The organism is Pseudomonas sp. 273 (assembly GCF_029201425.1).
GTDB lineage: Bacteria > Pseudomonadota > Gammaproteobacteria > Pseudomonadales > Pseudomonadaceae > Pseudomonas > Pseudomonas delhiensis.
This window is the reverse complement of record NZ_CP116775.1, coordinates 1,158,057-1,173,247: the sequence shown is the minus strand read 5'-3', so window position 1 is coordinate 1,173,247 and position 15,191 is coordinate 1,158,057. Positions and strand designations below refer to the sequence as shown.

General features: G+C 69.6%; 10 protein-coding genes and 1 pseudogene. 5 read left to right on the top strand and 6 right to left on the bottom strand.

Annotated features, from left to right (window positions below; all coding sequences use genetic code 11):
- Nucleotides 1-95: 95 nt before the first annotated feature.
- The 4 genes from mazG to cysM all read right to left on the bottom strand — a co-directional run bounded on the left by mazG (nt 96) and on the right by cysM (nt 5,536).
- Complete coding sequence (gene mazG, locus PKO50_RS05740; RefSeq protein ID WP_275629102.1) at nt 96-929, bottom strand: nucleoside triphosphate pyrophosphohydrolase; 834 nt, start codon at nt 927-929, stop codon at nt 96-98.
- Nucleotides 922-3,180 carry a GTP diphosphokinase gene (relA, locus tag PKO50_RS05735; protein ID WP_275629101.1) on the bottom strand — a complete coding sequence of 753 codons (2,259 nt, stop codon included), beginning with the start codon at nt 3,178-3,180 and terminating at the stop codon, nt 922-924. Before relA ends, mazG begins: the two co-directional genes overlap by 8 nt.
- A 90-nt stretch (nt 3,181-3,270) precedes the next feature.
- Nucleotides 3,271-4,635 carry a 23S rRNA (uracil(1939)-C(5))-methyltransferase RlmD gene (gene rlmD / locus PKO50_RS05730; protein ID WP_275629100.1) on the bottom strand — a complete coding sequence of 455 codons (1,365 nt, stop codon included), beginning with the start codon at nt 4,633-4,635 and terminating at the stop codon, nt 3,271-3,273.
- 1 nt (nt 4,636) lies between these two features.
- Nucleotides 4,637-5,536, bottom strand: a complete 900-nt coding sequence (gene cysM, locus PKO50_RS05725; RefSeq protein ID WP_109936800.1) for a cysteine synthase CysM — start codon at nt 5,534-5,536, stop codon at nt 4,637-4,639.
- Nucleotides 5,537-5,868: 332 nt separating this feature from the next.
- Here cysM and PKO50_RS05720 point away from each other — a divergent pair, with 332 nt between their 5' ends.
- Nucleotides 5,869-8,097: a TonB-dependent receptor gene (locus tag PKO50_RS05720; RefSeq protein ID WP_275629099.1), complete on the top strand. Its 2,229-nt coding sequence runs from the start codon at nt 5,869-5,871 to the stop codon at nt 8,095-8,097.
- A gap of 22 nt (nt 8,098-8,119) precedes the next feature.
- Here PKO50_RS05720 and PKO50_RS05715 read toward each other — a convergent pair whose 3' ends face one another.
- Nucleotides 8,120-9,499: a sensor histidine kinase gene (locus PKO50_RS05715; RefSeq protein WP_275629098.1), complete on the bottom strand. Its 1,380-nt coding sequence runs from the start codon at nt 9,497-9,499 to the stop codon at nt 8,120-8,122.
- The gene (locus PKO50_RS05710; protein WP_275629097.1) at nt 9,477-10,187 is read right to left on the bottom strand and encodes a response regulator transcription factor; all 711 of its coding nucleotides are present in this window, start codon (nt 10,185-10,187) and stop codon (nt 9,477-9,479) included. The genes PKO50_RS05715 and PKO50_RS05710 overlap by 23 nt, the downstream gene beginning before the upstream one ends.
- Nucleotides 10,188-10,327: 140 nt before the next feature.
- Here PKO50_RS05710 and PKO50_RS05705 point away from each other — a divergent pair.
- The 4 genes and pseudogenes from PKO50_RS05705 to PKO50_RS05690 all read left to right on the top strand — a co-directional run bounded on the left by PKO50_RS05705 (nt 10,328) and on the right by PKO50_RS05690 (nt 15,017).
- Nucleotides 10,328-13,107 (top strand): annotated as a pseudogene (locus PKO50_RS05705) (response regulator).
- 8 nt (nt 13,108-13,115) lie between these two features.
- Nucleotides 13,116-14,105 (top strand): 2-hydroxyacid dehydrogenase, encoded by a 990-nt coding sequence (locus PKO50_RS05700; RefSeq protein ID WP_275629096.1) that lies wholly within the window; start codon nt 13,116-13,118, stop codon nt 14,103-14,105.
- A 73-nt stretch (nt 14,106-14,178) separates the two neighbouring features.
- Complete coding sequence (locus PKO50_RS05695; protein WP_109936795.1) at nt 14,179-14,619, top strand: hypothetical protein; 441 nt, start codon at nt 14,179-14,181, stop codon at nt 14,617-14,619.
- A complete protein-coding gene (locus PKO50_RS05690; protein WP_109936794.1) occupies nt 14,616-15,017 on the top strand; it encodes an META domain-containing protein in 402 nt (133 codons plus the stop codon). Before PKO50_RS05695 ends, PKO50_RS05690 begins: the two co-directional genes overlap by 4 nt.
- The last annotated feature ends 174 nt before the right edge of the window (nt 15,018-15,191 follow it).

Sequence of the window (15,191 nt, the reverse complement as noted above, 5' to 3'; positions counted from 1 at the left end):
ACTGGCAGCGGGTTTCTGGAGTAGCCCGCCAAACGTTAAACGCTTAAGTGAACAGCATTACCGCACCGCGGGGCTTTTTCGTAACGCCGGCGAACCTAGCCACACCCCAGCGGGTTCTTCTCCTCGCGCTTGGCCTCGCCCCAGAGTGCATCCAGCTCTTCCAGGCTGCATTCCTCGGCCTTGCGGCCCTGGTCGCGCAGGGCGCTCTCGATGTAGCGGAAGCGCCTTTCGAACTTGCCGTTGGCCGCGCGCAGGGCGGTTTCCGGGTCGACCTTCAGGTGCCTGGCCAGGTTGACCACCACGAACAGCAAGTCGCCGACCTCCTCCGCCTGGGCTTCGGCGTCGCCGTCGACCATGGCTTCCAGCACCTCGTCCAGCTCCTCGCGCAGCTTGTCCACCACCGGCAGCGCCTCCGGCCAGTCGAAGCCGACCTGGGCCGCGCGCTTCTGCAGCTTGGCCGCGCGGCTGAGGGCCGGCAGCGCCGCGGGCACGTCGTCCAGCAGCGACAGCTGCACCGGCTCGGCGGCCTTGGCGGCGCGTTCCTCGGCCTTGAGCTCTTCCCAGCGCTGCTTCACCGCCGCCTCTTCCAGCTTCGCCGGGTCGGGCTCGCCGTACAGGTCGCCGTCGGGGAACACATGGGGATGACGGCGCACCAGCTTGGCGGTGATGCCGTGGACCACCTCGTCGAAGTCGAAGCGGTTTTCCTCGCGGGCCAGCTGGGCGTAGTAGACCACCTGGAACAGCAGGTCGCCGACCTCCTCGCGCAGGTGGCCGAAGTCGCCGCGCTCGATGGCGTCGGCGACCTCGTAGGCCTCCTCGATGGTGTAGGGGACGATGCTCGCGTAGTCCTGCTTGAGGTCCCAGGGGCAGCCGTGCTGCGGGTCGCGCAGGCGGGCCATGAGGTGCAGCAGGTCGTCGAGCTTATACATCCTTGCCACCCGCGCGGTCTCGCCGCGCCTCGATGATGTTGGGCAGTTGCGAGATGCGCGCCAGCAGGCGGCCGAGGGACTCCAGGCCGGGAATCTCGATGGTCAGGCGCATGATCGCGGTGTTGTCGTCCTTGTCCGAGCGGGTGTTGACCGCCAGCACGTTGATGCGCTCGTTGAGCAGCACCTGGGACACGTCGCGCAGCAGGCCGGAACGGTCGTAGGCGCGGATGACGATGTCCACCGGGTAGGTCTGCACCGGCACCGGGCCCCAGCTCACCTGGATCATCCGCTCCGGCTCGCGGCCGGCCAGCTGCAGCACGGTGGCGCAGTCCTGGCGGTGGATGGTGACGCCGCGGCCGAGGGTGATGTAGCCGACGATGGGGTCGCCCGGCAGCGGCTGGCAGCAGCCGGCCATCTGCGTCAGCAGGTTGCCCACGCCCTGGATCTGGATGTCTCCGCGCTTGCCGTGACCGATGCGGCTGGGCTTGCGCGGGATGAGTTCGAGCTGCTCGTTGCCGCGCTCCGGCTCCACCAGTTGCTGCGCGTAGCTGACCACGTGGGCCAGGCGCAGGTCGCCGGCGCCGAGGGCGGCGAAGAGGTCCTCGCCGGTCTTGTAGTTGGCCTTCTCGGCCAGCTTCTCGAAGTCCACCGGCGGCAGCGCCAGGCGCCCCAGCTCGCGTTCGAGCATGGCCTTGCCGGCGGCGACGTTCTGATCGCGGGCCTGCAGCTTGAACCAGTGGACGATCTTCGCCCGCGCCCGCGAGGTGGTGACGTAGCCGAGGTTCTGGTTCAGCCAGTCGCGGCTCGGGCCGCTGTGCTTGCCGGTGATGATTTCCACCTGCTCGCCGGTCTGCAGGCTGTAGTTCAGCGGCACGATGCGGCCGTTGATCTTGGCGCCGCGGCAGTTGTGGCCCACCTCGGTGTGCACGCGGTAGGCGAAGTCCAGCGGCGTGGAGCCCTTGGGCAGGTCGATGGCGTGGCCGTCGGGGGTGAACACGTAGACCCGGTCGGGCTCGATGTCGACCCGCAGCTGTTCGGCCAGGCCGCCGATGTCGCCCAGTTCCTCGTGCCACTCCAGGACCTGGCGCAGCCAGGAGATCTTCTCCTCGTAGTGGTTGGAGCCGGACTTGACGTCGGTGCCCTTGTAGCGCCAGTGCGCGCACACGCCCAGCTCGGCTTCCTCGTGCATGGCGTGGGTGCGGATCTGCACTTCCAGCACCTTGCCCTCGGGGCCGATCACCGCGGTGTGCAGCGAGCGGTAGCCGTTTTCCTTGGGGTTGGCGATGTAGTCGTCGAATTCCTTGGGAATGTGCCGCCACAGGGTGTGCACGATGCCCAGCGCGGTGTAGCAGTCGCGCATCTCCGGGACCAGCACGCGCACCGCGCGCACGTCATAGATCTGGCTGAAGTCCAGGCCCTTGCGCTGCATCTTCCGCCAGATGGAGTAGATGTGCTTGGCGCGGCCGGACAGGTCGGCCTTGATGCCGGTGGCGGCCAGGGCGTCCTTGAGCTGCTGCATCACGGTGGCGATGTACTGCTCGCGGTCCAGGCGGCGCTCGTGCAGCAGCTTGGCGATCTGCTTGTACTGGTCGGGCTCCAGGTAGCGGAAGGACAGGTCCTCCAGCTCCCACTTGATGTGGCCGATGCCCAGGCGGTGCGCCAGCGGCGCGTAGATGTCGAACACCTCGCGGGCGACGCGCATGCGCTTCTCCTCGTCGGCGTTCTTCACCGCGCGGATGGCGCAGGTGCGCTCGGCCAGCTTGATCAGCGCGACGCGCACGTCGTCGACCATGGCCACCAGCATCTTGCGCAGGTTCTCGATCTGCGCCTGGGTGCCGAGCACCATGGACTGCCGCGGGTTGAGGCTGGCGCTGATCGCCGCCATGCGCAGCACGCCCTCGATCAGCTTGGCCACCACCGGGCCGAAGCGCTGCTGCACTTCCTCCAGCTTGACCTTGCCCTCGCGCACGCCGCGGTAGATCACCGCGGCCACCAGGGATTCCTGGTCGAGCTTGAGGTCGGCGAGGATCTCGGCGATCTCGAGGCCGGTCTGGAAGCTCGAGGTGCCATCGGCCCAGGCGGCTTCCACCTGGCTGACGGCCTTGTTCTCGGCCTCGCGGGCGAACTCGCAGGCCTGAAGCAGGACCTTGCGATCCAGCACCGGGACCAGGGTCTGGACGTGGTCCAGCCAGGCCTCGAGGTTGATGCTGCCGTCGGTGTTGACCGGCTGGTGCGCTCTCACCTGTACCATCTTGTCTACCCTTCCCCACGGTGTGCCACGGCACACCGCTCGACTGCGCCGGCCTTTCTGGCGTGGGCCGGTCGGATTGCGCAGGTCGTCCTAACCTGCCTCGAACAGAGCCATCGCCTCCACATGCGCCGTCTGCGGGAACATGTCGAGGATTCCGGCACGCTTCAGGCGATAGCCCTGACGGGCCAGTTCGCCGGCGTCGCGCGCCAGGGTCGCCGGGTTGCAGGACACATAGAGTACCCGCTCGGCGCCCAGGGCGCGCATGCCCCGTGCCATCTCGAGCGCGCCGTCACGCGGCGGGTCGAGCAGCACGGCGGAAAATCCCTTGGCCGCGTCCCCGGCGAACCAGCGCGCCGCGGAAAGCGGCTGCGCCAGGTCGGCCTGGTGGAACACGGCGTTGTCCAGGCCATTGGCCCGGGCGTTGGCCGCGGCGCGCGCGACCATGCTGTGCACGCCCTCCACGCCCACCACGCAGGCGGCACTTCGGGCCAGCGGCAGGGCGAAATTGCCCAGCCCACAGAACAGGTCTAGCACCCGTTCCGTCGCCGCGGGAGCCAACCAGTCGAGGGCCTGCGCGACCATGGCCGCGTTGACCGGTTCATTGACCTGGACGAAGTCCCCCGGCCGGTAGGCCAGGGCCAGGTCCCAGGCGTCCAGGCGGTAGCCCAGTCGCCCCTCGCCGTCGGCCGGCGTCGGTTCGCCGTCGCCCTGCAGCCACAGTTGCACATCCCGTGCCGAACAGAAGGCCTGGAGGCGTTCGAGGTCGGCGCCGGGCAAAGGTTCGGTGTGGCGCAGCAGCAAGGCGCAGGCGGTGCCGTGGAACAGCTCGACGTGGCCGATGGCCCGCGGCCGCTGGAACCCCTGCAGCAGCGCCGGCAGCTCGCGGGCCAGCGCCTGCAGCTCGGGCACCAGCACCAGGCAGTCGTCGAAGGCGACGATGGCCTGGCTGGCGGCGGCGCGGAAGCCGACCTCCAGGCGCTGGGCCTTGGCATCCCAGCGCACGGCGATGCGGGCCCGGCGGCGATAGCCGAATTCGGGGCCGGCCAGGGGCTCTGCCCAGTGTTCGGGGACGATCTCGCCGAAGCGCTGCAACTGCTCGGCTAGAGTGCGCTGCTTGAGCGCCAATTGTCCGGCGTGGGGCAGGTGCTGCAGGGTGCAGCCGCCGCACTTGCCGGCCACCGGGCAGGGTTCGGCGCGGCGCTCCGGCGCGGCGGCCAGGATGCGTTCGCCGCGGGCGTCCACCACCTGGCTGCGCGCGGCCAGCACGCGGGCCTCGACCTCCTCGCCGGGCAAAGCGCCGGCGACGAACCAGGTGCGCCCTTCCAGGTGCGCGATGCCGCGGCCGTCATGGGCCAGGCGCTCGATGCGCAGGCGCTGCTTCTTGCCCACCGGCACGCCCGTGTTGCGGGCGCCGCCGCTGGGCTGGAAGCGCAGCCCGCTTCTCTGCTTGGCCATGTCAGTTGGAGTCGTAGATTCCGGAGGACAGGTAGCGGTCGCCGCGGTCGCAGATGATCGCCACCATCACGGCGTTCTCCAGCTCGCGGGACAGGCGCAGCATGGCCGCCACCGCGCCGCCCGAGGACACGCCGCAGAAAATGCCTTCCTCGCGGGCCAGGCGGCGCATGACGTCCTCGGCCTCGCTCTGGTGCATGTCCACCACGCGGTCGACGCGGCTGGCGTCGAAGATCTTCGGCAGGTATTCCTGCGGCCAGCGGCGGATGCCGGGGATCGACGAGCCTTCCATCGGCTGCAGGCCGACGATCTGCACCGCCGGGTTCTGCTCCTTGAGGTAGCGCGACACGCCCATGATGGTGCCGGTGGTGCCCATGGAGCTGACGAAGTGGGTGATCTCGCCGCCGGTCTGGCGCCAGATCTCCGGGCCGGTGCCCTGGTAGTGGGCCACCGGGTTGTCGCCGTTGGCGAACTGGTCCAGCACCTTGCCCTTGCCTTCGCGCTGCATCTGGTCGGCCAGGTCGCGGGCGCCTTCCATGCCCTGCTCCTTGCTCACCAGGATCAGCTCGGCGCCGTAGGCGGTCATGGCCGCCTTGCGCTCGGCGGTGGAGTTGTCCGGCATGATCAGGATCATGCGGTAGCCCTTGATCGCCGCGGCCATGGCCAGGGCGATGCCGGTGTTGCCGGAGGTGGCCTCGATCAGAGTGTCGCCGGGACGGATGTCGCCACGCAACTCCGCGCGGGTGATCATCGACAGCGCCGGGCGGTCCTTCACCGAGCCGGCCGGGTTGTTGCCTTCGAGTTTCACCAGCAGGGTGTTGGAGGTTTCCCCGGGCAGGCGCTGCAGGCGCACCAGCGGAGTATTGCCGATGCACTCGGCGATGGTGGGGTACTGCACGGTCATGGAGTCGCTCGTCGTCAGCAAGGCGGATCTGGATAACGGCCTATGATACCGGTAAACCGCCGCCGGCCATATCGGCAAGCGCAGCGAGTGGCATCGGCGGCCCTGTCGGCCCCGGCGTCTAGGCTGCGGAATCCTTATATGAACACCTGAACATTCGCGTAGGAAAGCTCCGCAATTCACATGTTGCCACAAAGTGCTTAAGTGCCCATGAGCCGTGGGCTGCAGCACAACCGGAGGCTTCCGTCGACATATGCGGTAACTTTCGTGAAGATGAAAATGATTTGCGTTACCCACAGGCTCCGCCGCCATCACGAGCAGTCAGGAGCCAACAGATGTCCCTCCCCCTTTCCCGCAATGCACTGGCTGGCGCCGTCGCCCTGGCCATCGCCAGCCAGGCCCAGGGCAACGACACCCTGAGCCTGGGCGACACCGTCGTCACCGCCGCCGGCTACGAGCAGAAGGTCACCGAGGCGCCGGCCAGCATCAGCGTGCTGAGCCGCGAGGAACTGGAGCAGAAGCGCTACAGCAACCTGGCCGAGGCCCTGGAAGACGTCGAGGGCGTCGACATCGGCCAGGGCACCGGCAAGACCGGCGGGCTGAACATCAGCATCCGCGGCATGCCCAGCGACTACACCCTGGTCCTCATCGACGGCCGCCGGCAGAACAGCGCCGGCAACATCACCCCCAACGGCTTCAACGAGACATCCACCAGCTTCATGCCGCCGCTCTCGGCCATCGAGCGCATCGAGGTGATCCGCGGCCCGATGTCCACGCTCTACGGCTCCGACGCCATGGGCGGGGTGGTCAACATCATCACCCGCAAGGTGGCCCCCGAGTGGGGCGCCACCCTCAGCCTCGACCACACCGTCCAGGAACACCGCGACTACGGCGACAGCAGCGGCACCAGCCTGTACGCCAGCGGCCCGCTGGTGGCGGACAGGCTCGGCCTGAACCTGCGCGGCAGCTTCCTCGACCGCAGCGCCTCGGACCTGAGCTTCGACGACGGCGCCACCGTCAGCCGCCGCGGCGCCGCCCCGGTGGAGGGGCAGAACTACAACATCGGCAGCCGCCTGACCTTCACCCCCAACGCCGAGCACGACATCTCCCTGGACTTCGAGCGCGGCCGCCAGGCGTACAACAACGACGACTGCCAACTGGGCAACCTCGATGGCAAGGCCGGCGGCAGCGCCACCGACGGCTGCAGCCGCGACGCGCCGACGCGGGCCAACGGCTACGCCGACGAGCTGCGCTTCGAGCGCGACCAGTTCGCCCTCTCCCACACCGGCCGCCTGGGCTTCGGCACCCTGGACAGCAGCCTGACGCACATCGCCACCGAGACACTCGGGCGCACCATCCCCGGCACCATGGGCGTGCCCTACAGCGGCTACCCGTCGATCGTCGGCGGCGACGCGCGCAAGCTGAAATCCACCGACCTGGTGCTGGACAGCAAGCTGGTGATGCCCCTGGGCGAGGCGCACGTCTTCACTCTCGGCGGCCAGTACTGGGACGCCAAGGTCGAGGACGGCATCGTCAACGAAGACTTCCGGCAGAGTTCCTGGGCGCTGTTCGCCGAGGACGAGTGGCACCTGCGCGAGGACCTGGCGCTGACCCTCGGCGGCCGCTACGAGGACCACGAGGCCTTCGGCGGGCACTTCAGCCCGCGCGCCTACCTGGTGTGGAACACCACGCCCAGCTGGACGCTCAAGGGCGGCGTCAGCCAGGGCTACAAGACGCCCACGCTGAACCAGCTGCACGACGGCATCAACGGCGTCAGCGGCCAGGGCCAGATCATCACCATCGGCAGCCCCGACCTGGACCCGGAAACCTCCACCAGCACCGAGTTCGGCATCTACTACGACAACCTCGCCGACTTCAACGCCAACCTCACGCTGTTCCACACCCGCTTCGAGGACAAGATCGACACCGGCACCCCAGTGGCCAACTGCAACTGGCCGGACGCGCCGAACCAGCCCGGCTGCGTCGACCTGGGCAGCGGCTTCCTGCAGGAGAACTTCGCCCAGCAGGTGAACATCGGCAAGGCCCGCACCCAGGGCGTGGAGCTGGCCGGGCGCTGGGCCTTCGCCCCGGCCTGGGCGCTGGCGCTGAACTACACCTACACCGACAGCGAGCAGCTCAGCGGCGACGACAAGGGCGCCCCGCTGACCAACACCCCCAGGCACCTGGCCAATGCCCGGCTCGACTGGCAGGCGCACGAACGCCTGAAGCTCTGGCTCAAGGGCGAGCACCACGGCGAGCGGGCGCGCTTCACCTCGCGCTACGCCAACCTCAGCGCGGCCAACCAGGCCATCGCCCGCCAGGTCGGCGACCTGGACGCCTACCAGGTGTTCCACCTCGGCGGCTCGTTCAAGGCCAGCCAGAACCTGACCCTCAATGCCGCCGTGTACAACCTGCTGGACAAGGACTTCCTGGGCGGCGAGCACTACACGACCGCCAACGGCGGCACCGCCTGGGCCTCCCACTACATCCAGACGGCCCAGGCCACCACCGGCACCCTGGAACAGGGCCGGCGGCTGTGGCTGTCGGCGGTGCTCGAGTTCTGAGGCCGGCCCGCGCCTGCCCGCCTCAGGCGGCGGGCAGGCGCAGGTGCATGCGCAGGCCGGGGTCGCCGCGCTCGGCCCAGAGCTCGCCGCCCTGCAGGCGGATGGCGCTGCGGGCGATGCTCAGCCCCAGGCCGAAGCCCTCGCCGGACCGCGCCGCGGAAAGGCGGGTGAAGGGCAGGAAGATGCGCTCCAGGTCGGCGGCCGCCACCCCCGGCCCCTGGTCGGCCAGGCAGAGGTGCCAGAAGTCCCCTTCGCGCTGGCCGAGCAGGCGGATGCAACCGCCTTCCGGGGAATGCCGGATGGCGTTGCGCAGCAGGTTCTCCAGGGCCTGCGCCAGGCCGTTGAGATGGCCGCGGACGACGCAGTCCGCCGGCACCTCGCAGTGGAAGCGCGAAGGCGCCCAGCCGGACTCGAAGCCGGCGTCCTCCACCAGCAGCTCCCACAATGGCAGGATGGCGACGTCCTCCAGGGGCAGGCGCGGCCGCTCGGTGTCCATCCAGGCCAGGTCCAGGGTGTTGGCCACCAGGCGCTGCATGACCTCCACCTCGCGCTCCAGGCGCAGGCGCAACGGGTCCTCGGCCGGCGCACTCTCGGCGGCGACGCGCAGGCGGCTGAGCGGGGTGCGCAGCTCGTGGGACAGGTCGCGCAGCAACTGGCGCTGGAACTCCACGTGGCCGCTCAGGCGCTGGGCCATGTGGTCGAAGGCGCGGCCCAGTTCGCCCAGCTCGTCGCGGCGGACGCTGACCTCGCGGGCGGCGCCCGAACCCAGGTCGTCGGCACGCAACGCGTTGGCGTGCTCGCGCAGGCGCGCCAGCGGGTGGATCAATTGGCGGTAGAGCAGCATACACAGCAGCAGCGCCAGCCCGGCGGGCACCAGCCCATGGGTGAAGAAACGCAGCAGCACGGAGTAGCCGCCGGGCTTGAAGCGTTGCGGCAGCTGCAGCACCAGGCGGCCGTCGGCGGGGTGCCCGGGGAAGGGAATGCCGATGTAGGGCAGGCTCCGGCTGCGGTTGCTCACCGGCCAGTCAAGGCCGCGCTGGAAGGTCAGGCGGGTGGCCTCCTCGATGCTCAGCGGCTGGCTGCCCAGGGGCTGCAGGCGGCCGTCCAGCGCCACCATCCAGGTCTGCTCGCTGGCCCGCATGCGGGCCAGCCAGTCATCCACCGCGGCCTCGCCGCCAGTGTTCCAGGCCCGCTCCAGGTCGGCCGCGTAGCCCCGCAGCACGACCTGGGCCTGGGTATCGAGGAAGTAGCCGCGACGCTCGACCTGGCGGCCCCAGGTCCAGGACAGCCAGATCAGCAGCAGGCAGAGCAGCACCACCGGCACCGCCAGGCGCCAGAACAGCGAATGGCGGCCGGGCAGCAGCTGGCGCGGGCGCCGCTCACTCGGCGCTAGCGAAAACATAACCCTTGCCCCAGACCGCGCGCAGTTGATGGCGCAGGTAACCGATGGACTGCAGCTTGCGGCGCAGGTGGCTGACGTGCATGTCCAGGCCGCGGTCGTGGGCGGTGAAGCCACGGTGCAGCACGTGCTGGTAGAGGAACGGCTTGCTCAGGGTCTCGTCGACGTTGCCGAGGAAGGTCTCCAGCAGGCGGTGCTCGGTGGCGGTGAGGCCGGCGCTCTGGCCTTCCCAGGCCACCTCGCAGGGCTCCTCGCTCAGGCGCAGCCCCGCGTCCTCCGGGCCCGCCGGCAGCAGGCTGCCGCGTTCCAGGGCGACGCGGCGCAGGATGGCGTCGATGCGCACGTTCAGCTCGGCCAGGCTGAAGGGCTTGGGCAGGTAGTCGTCGGCGCCCTGGGAGAAACCGGCGATGCGGTCCTGCTCGGCGCCCAGGGCGGACATCAGGATCACCGGCACGCGCTGCTCGCGGCGCAGCTGGCGCAGGGCTTCCAGGCCGCTGCAGCCGGGCAGCATGACGTCCAGCAGGACCAGGTCGAAGGCCTCGCTCAACGCCTGGTCCAGCCCCTCGCGGCCATCGCGGCACCAGGTCACGGCGAAGCCGCGCTGGCTCAGGTGGCTGTGCAGGTGCGCGCCCAGGGTGGGGTCGTCCTCGATGGTCAGCAGGCGGGGTTGGCTGGTGGTGGTCTGGATCATGGCAAACAAGACTTATTCGCGAACGACAAGTATTCATGACAGCACCTACCCAGGGCAAGCGCAGCCGTCCGGCGGTCAATGTGCGGGATTCCCGCCCGGCGACCCGCTAAACTGCCCCGAAACCGCTTAGGAGGACGCGCGTGTTCAAGGATCTCGGCATCAAGGGGCGGGTGCTGCTGCTCACCCTGCTGCCCACCAGCCTGCTGACGCTGGTGCTGGGCGGCTACTTCACCTGGGTGCAGCTGTCGGACATGCGCGTGCAACTGATCGAGTGATCGAGCGCGGCCAGTTGATCGCCGAACAGCTCGCCCCGCTGTCGGCCTCCGCCCTGGACCACGGCGACCTGCCGCTGCTGGAACGCATCGCCAACGAGGCCCTGGACCAGCCCGACGTGCGCGCGGTGACCTTCCTGGGGCCCGAGCGCACGCGCCTGGTCCATGCCGGACCGAGCATCCTCACCCCCATGCCCGGCGGCGACGCCACCCACCTGAGCCTTGTCAGCAGCCTGGACACCACGCATTTCCTGCTGCCGGTGCTGGGCCGCCACCGCAGCCTGTCCAGCACCTCGGAGGAGGACGCCAACCGCCTGCTCGGCTGGGTCGAGCTGGAGCTCTCGCACCACGGCACCCTGCTGCGCGGCTACCGCAGCCTGTTCACCAGCCTGCTGCTGATCGTCAGCGGCCTGGTGGTCACCGCCTTGCTCTCCCTGCGCATGAGCCGCGCCATCAGCGCGCCCCTGGGGCAGATCGCCCAGGGCGTCGCGCAGCTCAAGGAAGGCCGCCTGGAGACCCGCCTGCCGGCCCTGGGCAGCCACGAGCTGGACGAGCTGGCGGGCGGCATCAACCGCATGGCCGAGGCGCTGCAGAGCGCCCAGGAAGAGATGCAGCACAACATCGACCAGGCCACCGAGGACGTGCGGCAGAACCTGGAGACCATCGAGATCCAGAACATCGAACTGGACCTGGCGCGCAAGGAGGCCCTGGAGGCCAGCCGCATCAAGTCCGAGTTCCTGGCCAACATGAGCCACGAGATCCGCACCCCGCTCAACGGCATCATCGGCTTCACCAACCTGCTGCAGAAGAGCGACCTCACCGTGCGCCAGCAGGACTACCTGGGCACCATCCAGAAGTCCGCCGAGAGCCTGCTGGGGATCATCAGCGAGATCCTCGACTTCTCCAAGATCGAGGCCGGCAAGCTGATCCTCGAGAACATCCCGTTCAACCTGCGCGAGCTGGTCCAGGACACCCTCACCATCCTCGCCCCGGCCGCCCACGAGAAGCGCCTGGAGCTGGTCAGCCTGATCTACCGCGACACCCCGCTGAACCTGGTGGGCGACCCGCTGCGCCTGAAGCAGGTGCTGACCAACCTGGTGAGCAACGCCATCAAGTTCACCCACGAAGGCACCATCGCCGTGCGCGCCATGCTCGAGGACGAGAACGACGAGCGCGCGCAGCTGCGCATCAGCGTGCGCGACACCGGCATCGGCCTGACCAACGCCGACCTGCGCGCGCTGTTCCAGGCCTTCAGCCAGGCCGACAACTCGCTGTCGCGGCAGGCCGGCGGCACCGGCCTGGGGCTGGTGATCTCCAAGCGCCTGATCGAGCAGATGGGCGGCGAGATCGGCGTCGACAGCAGCTCCGGCGAAGGCTCGGAATTCTGGATCAGCCTGAGCCTGCCCAAGGCCCGCGAGGACAGCGACGATGGCCTGCCGGCGCCGCCCAGCGGCCACCATGTGGCACTCTGCGAACCCCATGAGCTGACACGCGCCGCGCTGCACCACCAACTGGAGGACTGCGGCCTGGAGGTGCACGAGTTCGACGGCCTCGACGCCCTGCGCGAAGCCCTGGACAAGCCCGCCGCGGGCAGCGCGCCGATCGAGCTGGCGGTGCTCGGCGTCAACCTCGCCGACAGCCAGCCGGACGTGCTGCGCCAGACCATCCGCGACTTCGAGCTCAAGGGCTGCAAGACCCTGGTGCTGTGCCCCACCGTCGACCAGTCGCAGTACAACGCCGTGCTGCCCGAGGGCCAGGTGCAGAGCAAGCCGGCCTGCACGCGCAAGCTGCAGCACGCCCTCGACCAGCTCCTGCACCTGCGCCCGGCGCGCAAGGACAAGCCCTCGCCGCGGGCCGAGCGCCAGGTGCCGCACCTGCTGTGCGTCGACGACAACCCGGCCAACCTGCTGCTGGTGCAGACCCTGCTCGGCGACCTGGGCGCGGAAGTCACCGCGGTGGACAACGGCCTGGCCGCGGTGGAAGCGGTGCAGCGCGAGCGCTTCGACCTGGTCTTCATGGACGTGCAGATGCCCGGCATGGACGGCCGCCAGGCCACCGAGGCGATCCGCCACTGGGAGGCCCAGCGCGAGGTCAGCCCGGTGCCCATCGTCGCCCTCACCGCCCACGCCCTGGCCAACGAGAAGCGCGCCCTGCTGCAGGGCGGCATGGACGACTACCTGACCAAGCCGATCGACGAGCGCCAGCTGGCCCAGGTGGTGCTCAAGTGGACCGGCCTGGCCCTGGCCGGCCGCGGCATGGCGGCCCAGGGCGGGCGCTGCGCCGCCGACGGCCTGGCCGTGCTCGACGCCGAGGAAGGCCTGCGCCTGGCCGCCGGCAAGGCCGACCTGGCCGCCGACATGCTGGCCATGCTGCTCGCCTCCCTGGCCGCCGACCGCCAGGCCATCCACCTGGCCCGCGAGCGCAACGACCGCGCCACCCTGATCGAGCGCGTGCACCGCCTGCACGGCGCCACCCGCTACTGCGGCGTGCCGCAGTTGCGCGCCGCCTGCCAGCGCGCGGAAACCCTGCTCAAGCAGAACGACCCGCAGGCCGGCGGCGCGCTGGAGGACCTGGACCACGCCATCGGCGAGCTGACCCGCGCCACCGAAAGCCACACCGGGCAGCGCGCGCCCCACGACACCCACTGAGGCCGGCCATGCGCATCATCCTGTTCAGCAGCCAGAACCACGACCGCGACAGCTTCCTCGCCGCCAACCCCGGGCACGGCTTCGAGCTGCATTTCCAGCAGAGCCCGCTGCGCCCGGACACCGTCGCCCTGGCCATGGGCTTCGAGGTGGTCTGCCCGTTCGTCAACGACGACCTCTCGCGGCCGGTGCTGGAACACCTGGCCGCCGGCGGCACGCGGCTGATCGCCCTGCGCTCGGCCGGCTACAACCACGTCGACCTGGCCGCCGCCCACGCCCTGGGGCTGACCGTGGTGCGGGTGCCGGCCTACTCGCCCCACGCGGTGGCCGAGCATGCCGTGGGGCTGGTCCTGGCGCTGTGCCGGCACCTGCACCGCGCCTATAACCGCACCCGCGAAGGCGACTTCTCGCTGCACGGGCTGACCGGCTTCGACCTCCACGGCAAGACGGTCGGGGTGGTCGGCAGTGGCCAGATCGGCCAGGTGTTCGCGCAGATCATGCACGGCTTCGGCTGCCGGATACTGGCCTACGATCCCTACCCCAACCCGGCCATCGAGGCCCTCGGCGGGCGCTTCGTCGGCCTCGACCAACTGCTCGCCGAGTCCGACGTGATCAGCCTGCACTGCCCGCTCAACGACGCCACCCGCCACCTGGTCAACGCCGACAGCCTGCAGCGCATGAAGCGCGGCGCCATGCTGATCAACACCGGCCGCGGCGCGCTGGTGGACACCCCGGCGCTGATCGAGGCGCTCAAGAGCGGCCAGCTGGGCTACCTGGGGCTGGACGTCTACGAGGAGGAAGCGGAGATCTTCTTCGCCGACCGCTCCGACCTGCCGCTGCAGGACGACGTGCTGGCGCGCCTGCTGACCTTCCCCAACGTGATCATCACCGCGCACCAGGCCTTCCTCACCCGCGAGGCGCTGGCGGCCATCGCCGGGACCACGCTGGACAACATCGCCGCCTGGCGCCAAGGTGCTCCTGTCAACCTCGTCGAACCCTGAGGGCCGTGGCCACGCCGCCACGGTCGCGAGTCCGGGCCACTTCCCCTACTATGGGCGGACTTTCGGAGGACCCATGGCTCAACACGATTTCCGCTACAACCTGCTCAACCCGCAACACACGCTGAACGAGTGCCGCGCGCTCGGCCCGGGCCTCTACCAGGTCACCGGCAACGGTGGCTCGATCCAGAACGGCGACACCCTGCTGGTCAGCCTCAAGGGCAGCCGCGACCTGAGCATGACGCTGACGGTGGACAAGGTGCGCCACCTGATCAACCCGCCGGGGCAATGGACCGCGGTGGCCAGGGGGCCGGTGTTCAAGGAGCTGTCGATCCTCAACTGGCAGGTCAAGTGCGACGGCTGCGGGACCATGCTGGACTTCGAGTTCGCCGTCGACGCCAGCCTCGGCAAGGCCGCCCACGCCCCCGCCGCCACCGCGCGGATCGCCGAGCTGGGCTGGAGCGTGGACGGCGACCGCCACCTCTGCCCCGCCTGCCAGGCCCGGGAGCAAGCATGAAGAAGACGCTGACAGCCCTGCTCGGCGCCCTGCTGCTGGCCGGCTGCGCCCAGCACCCGACGGAGCCGGAAAGCGACCAGGCCTACCGCGTGGAATGGATCGGCAAGCGCCCGCTGGTGGGCCGCAGCCACGTCAGCCTGACCTTCGACGGCCAGGGCCGGGCGTTCGGCAACGCCGGCTGCAACCACTGGTTCGCCAGCTACCAGATCGATGGCGAGCAGCTCAGCTTCGGCCAGCCCGGCAGCACCCGGCGGATGTGCGCGCCGGCGCTGATGGAGCAGGAACAGCGCTTCTTCCAGGCCCTGGGCGAAGTGCAGCGCTGGGAAATAACAGACAAGGGCGAACTGCGCCTGCTCTCGGCCGACAGCCGCGCGCTGCGGATGTGGCCGGAGGATTGAGGCGCGCCTACGGCGTTATTCGCCATGATCGCGGACAGAGTCCGCTCCTACGGTTCCAGGAAGCACGGTCGTAGGAGCGGACTCCGTCCGCGATTGGATTCACCGGCCACGCCGGACATCCCGGTGACACGGCCAACGGCGGATAACCGCGAACGGTTATTCGCCCTACGTCAT

What these genes read in the sequence shown, in the direction of transcription:
- mazG (WP_275629102.1), bottom strand. Translation starts at nt 929, where the DNA reads ATGTATAAGCTCGACGACCTGCTGCACCTCATGGCCCGCCTGCGCGAC.
- relA (WP_275629101.1), bottom strand. Translation starts at nt 3,180, where the DNA reads ATGGTACAGGTGAGAGCGCACCAGCCGGTCAACACCGACGGCAGCATC.
- rlmD (WP_275629100.1), bottom strand. Translation starts at nt 4,635, where the DNA reads ATGGCCAAGCAGAGAAGCGGGCTGCGCTTCCAGCCCAGCGGCGGCGCC.
- cysM (WP_109936800.1), bottom strand. Translation starts at nt 5,536, where the DNA reads ATGACCGTGCAGTACCCCACCATCGCCGAGTGCATCGGCAATACTCCG.
- PKO50_RS05720 (WP_275629099.1), top strand. Translation starts at nt 5,869, where the DNA reads ATGTCCCTCCCCCTTTCCCGCAATGCACTGGCTGGCGCCGTCGCCCTG.
- PKO50_RS05715 (WP_275629098.1), bottom strand. Translation starts at nt 9,499, where the DNA reads ATGTTTTCGCTAGCGCCGAGTGAGCGGCGCCCGCGCCAGCTGCTGCCC.
- PKO50_RS05710 (WP_275629097.1), bottom strand. Translation starts at nt 10,187, where the DNA reads ATGATCCAGACCACCACCAGCCAACCCCGCCTGCTGACCATCGAGGAC.
- PKO50_RS05700 (WP_275629096.1), top strand. Translation starts at nt 13,116, where the DNA reads ATGCGCATCATCCTGTTCAGCAGCCAGAACCACGACCGCGACAGCTTC.
- PKO50_RS05695 (WP_109936795.1), top strand. Translation starts at nt 14,179, where the DNA reads ATGGCTCAACACGATTTCCGCTACAACCTGCTCAACCCGCAACACACG.
- PKO50_RS05690 (WP_109936794.1), top strand. Translation starts at nt 14,616, where the DNA reads ATGAAGAAGACGCTGACAGCCCTGCTCGGCGCCCTGCTGCTGGCCGGC.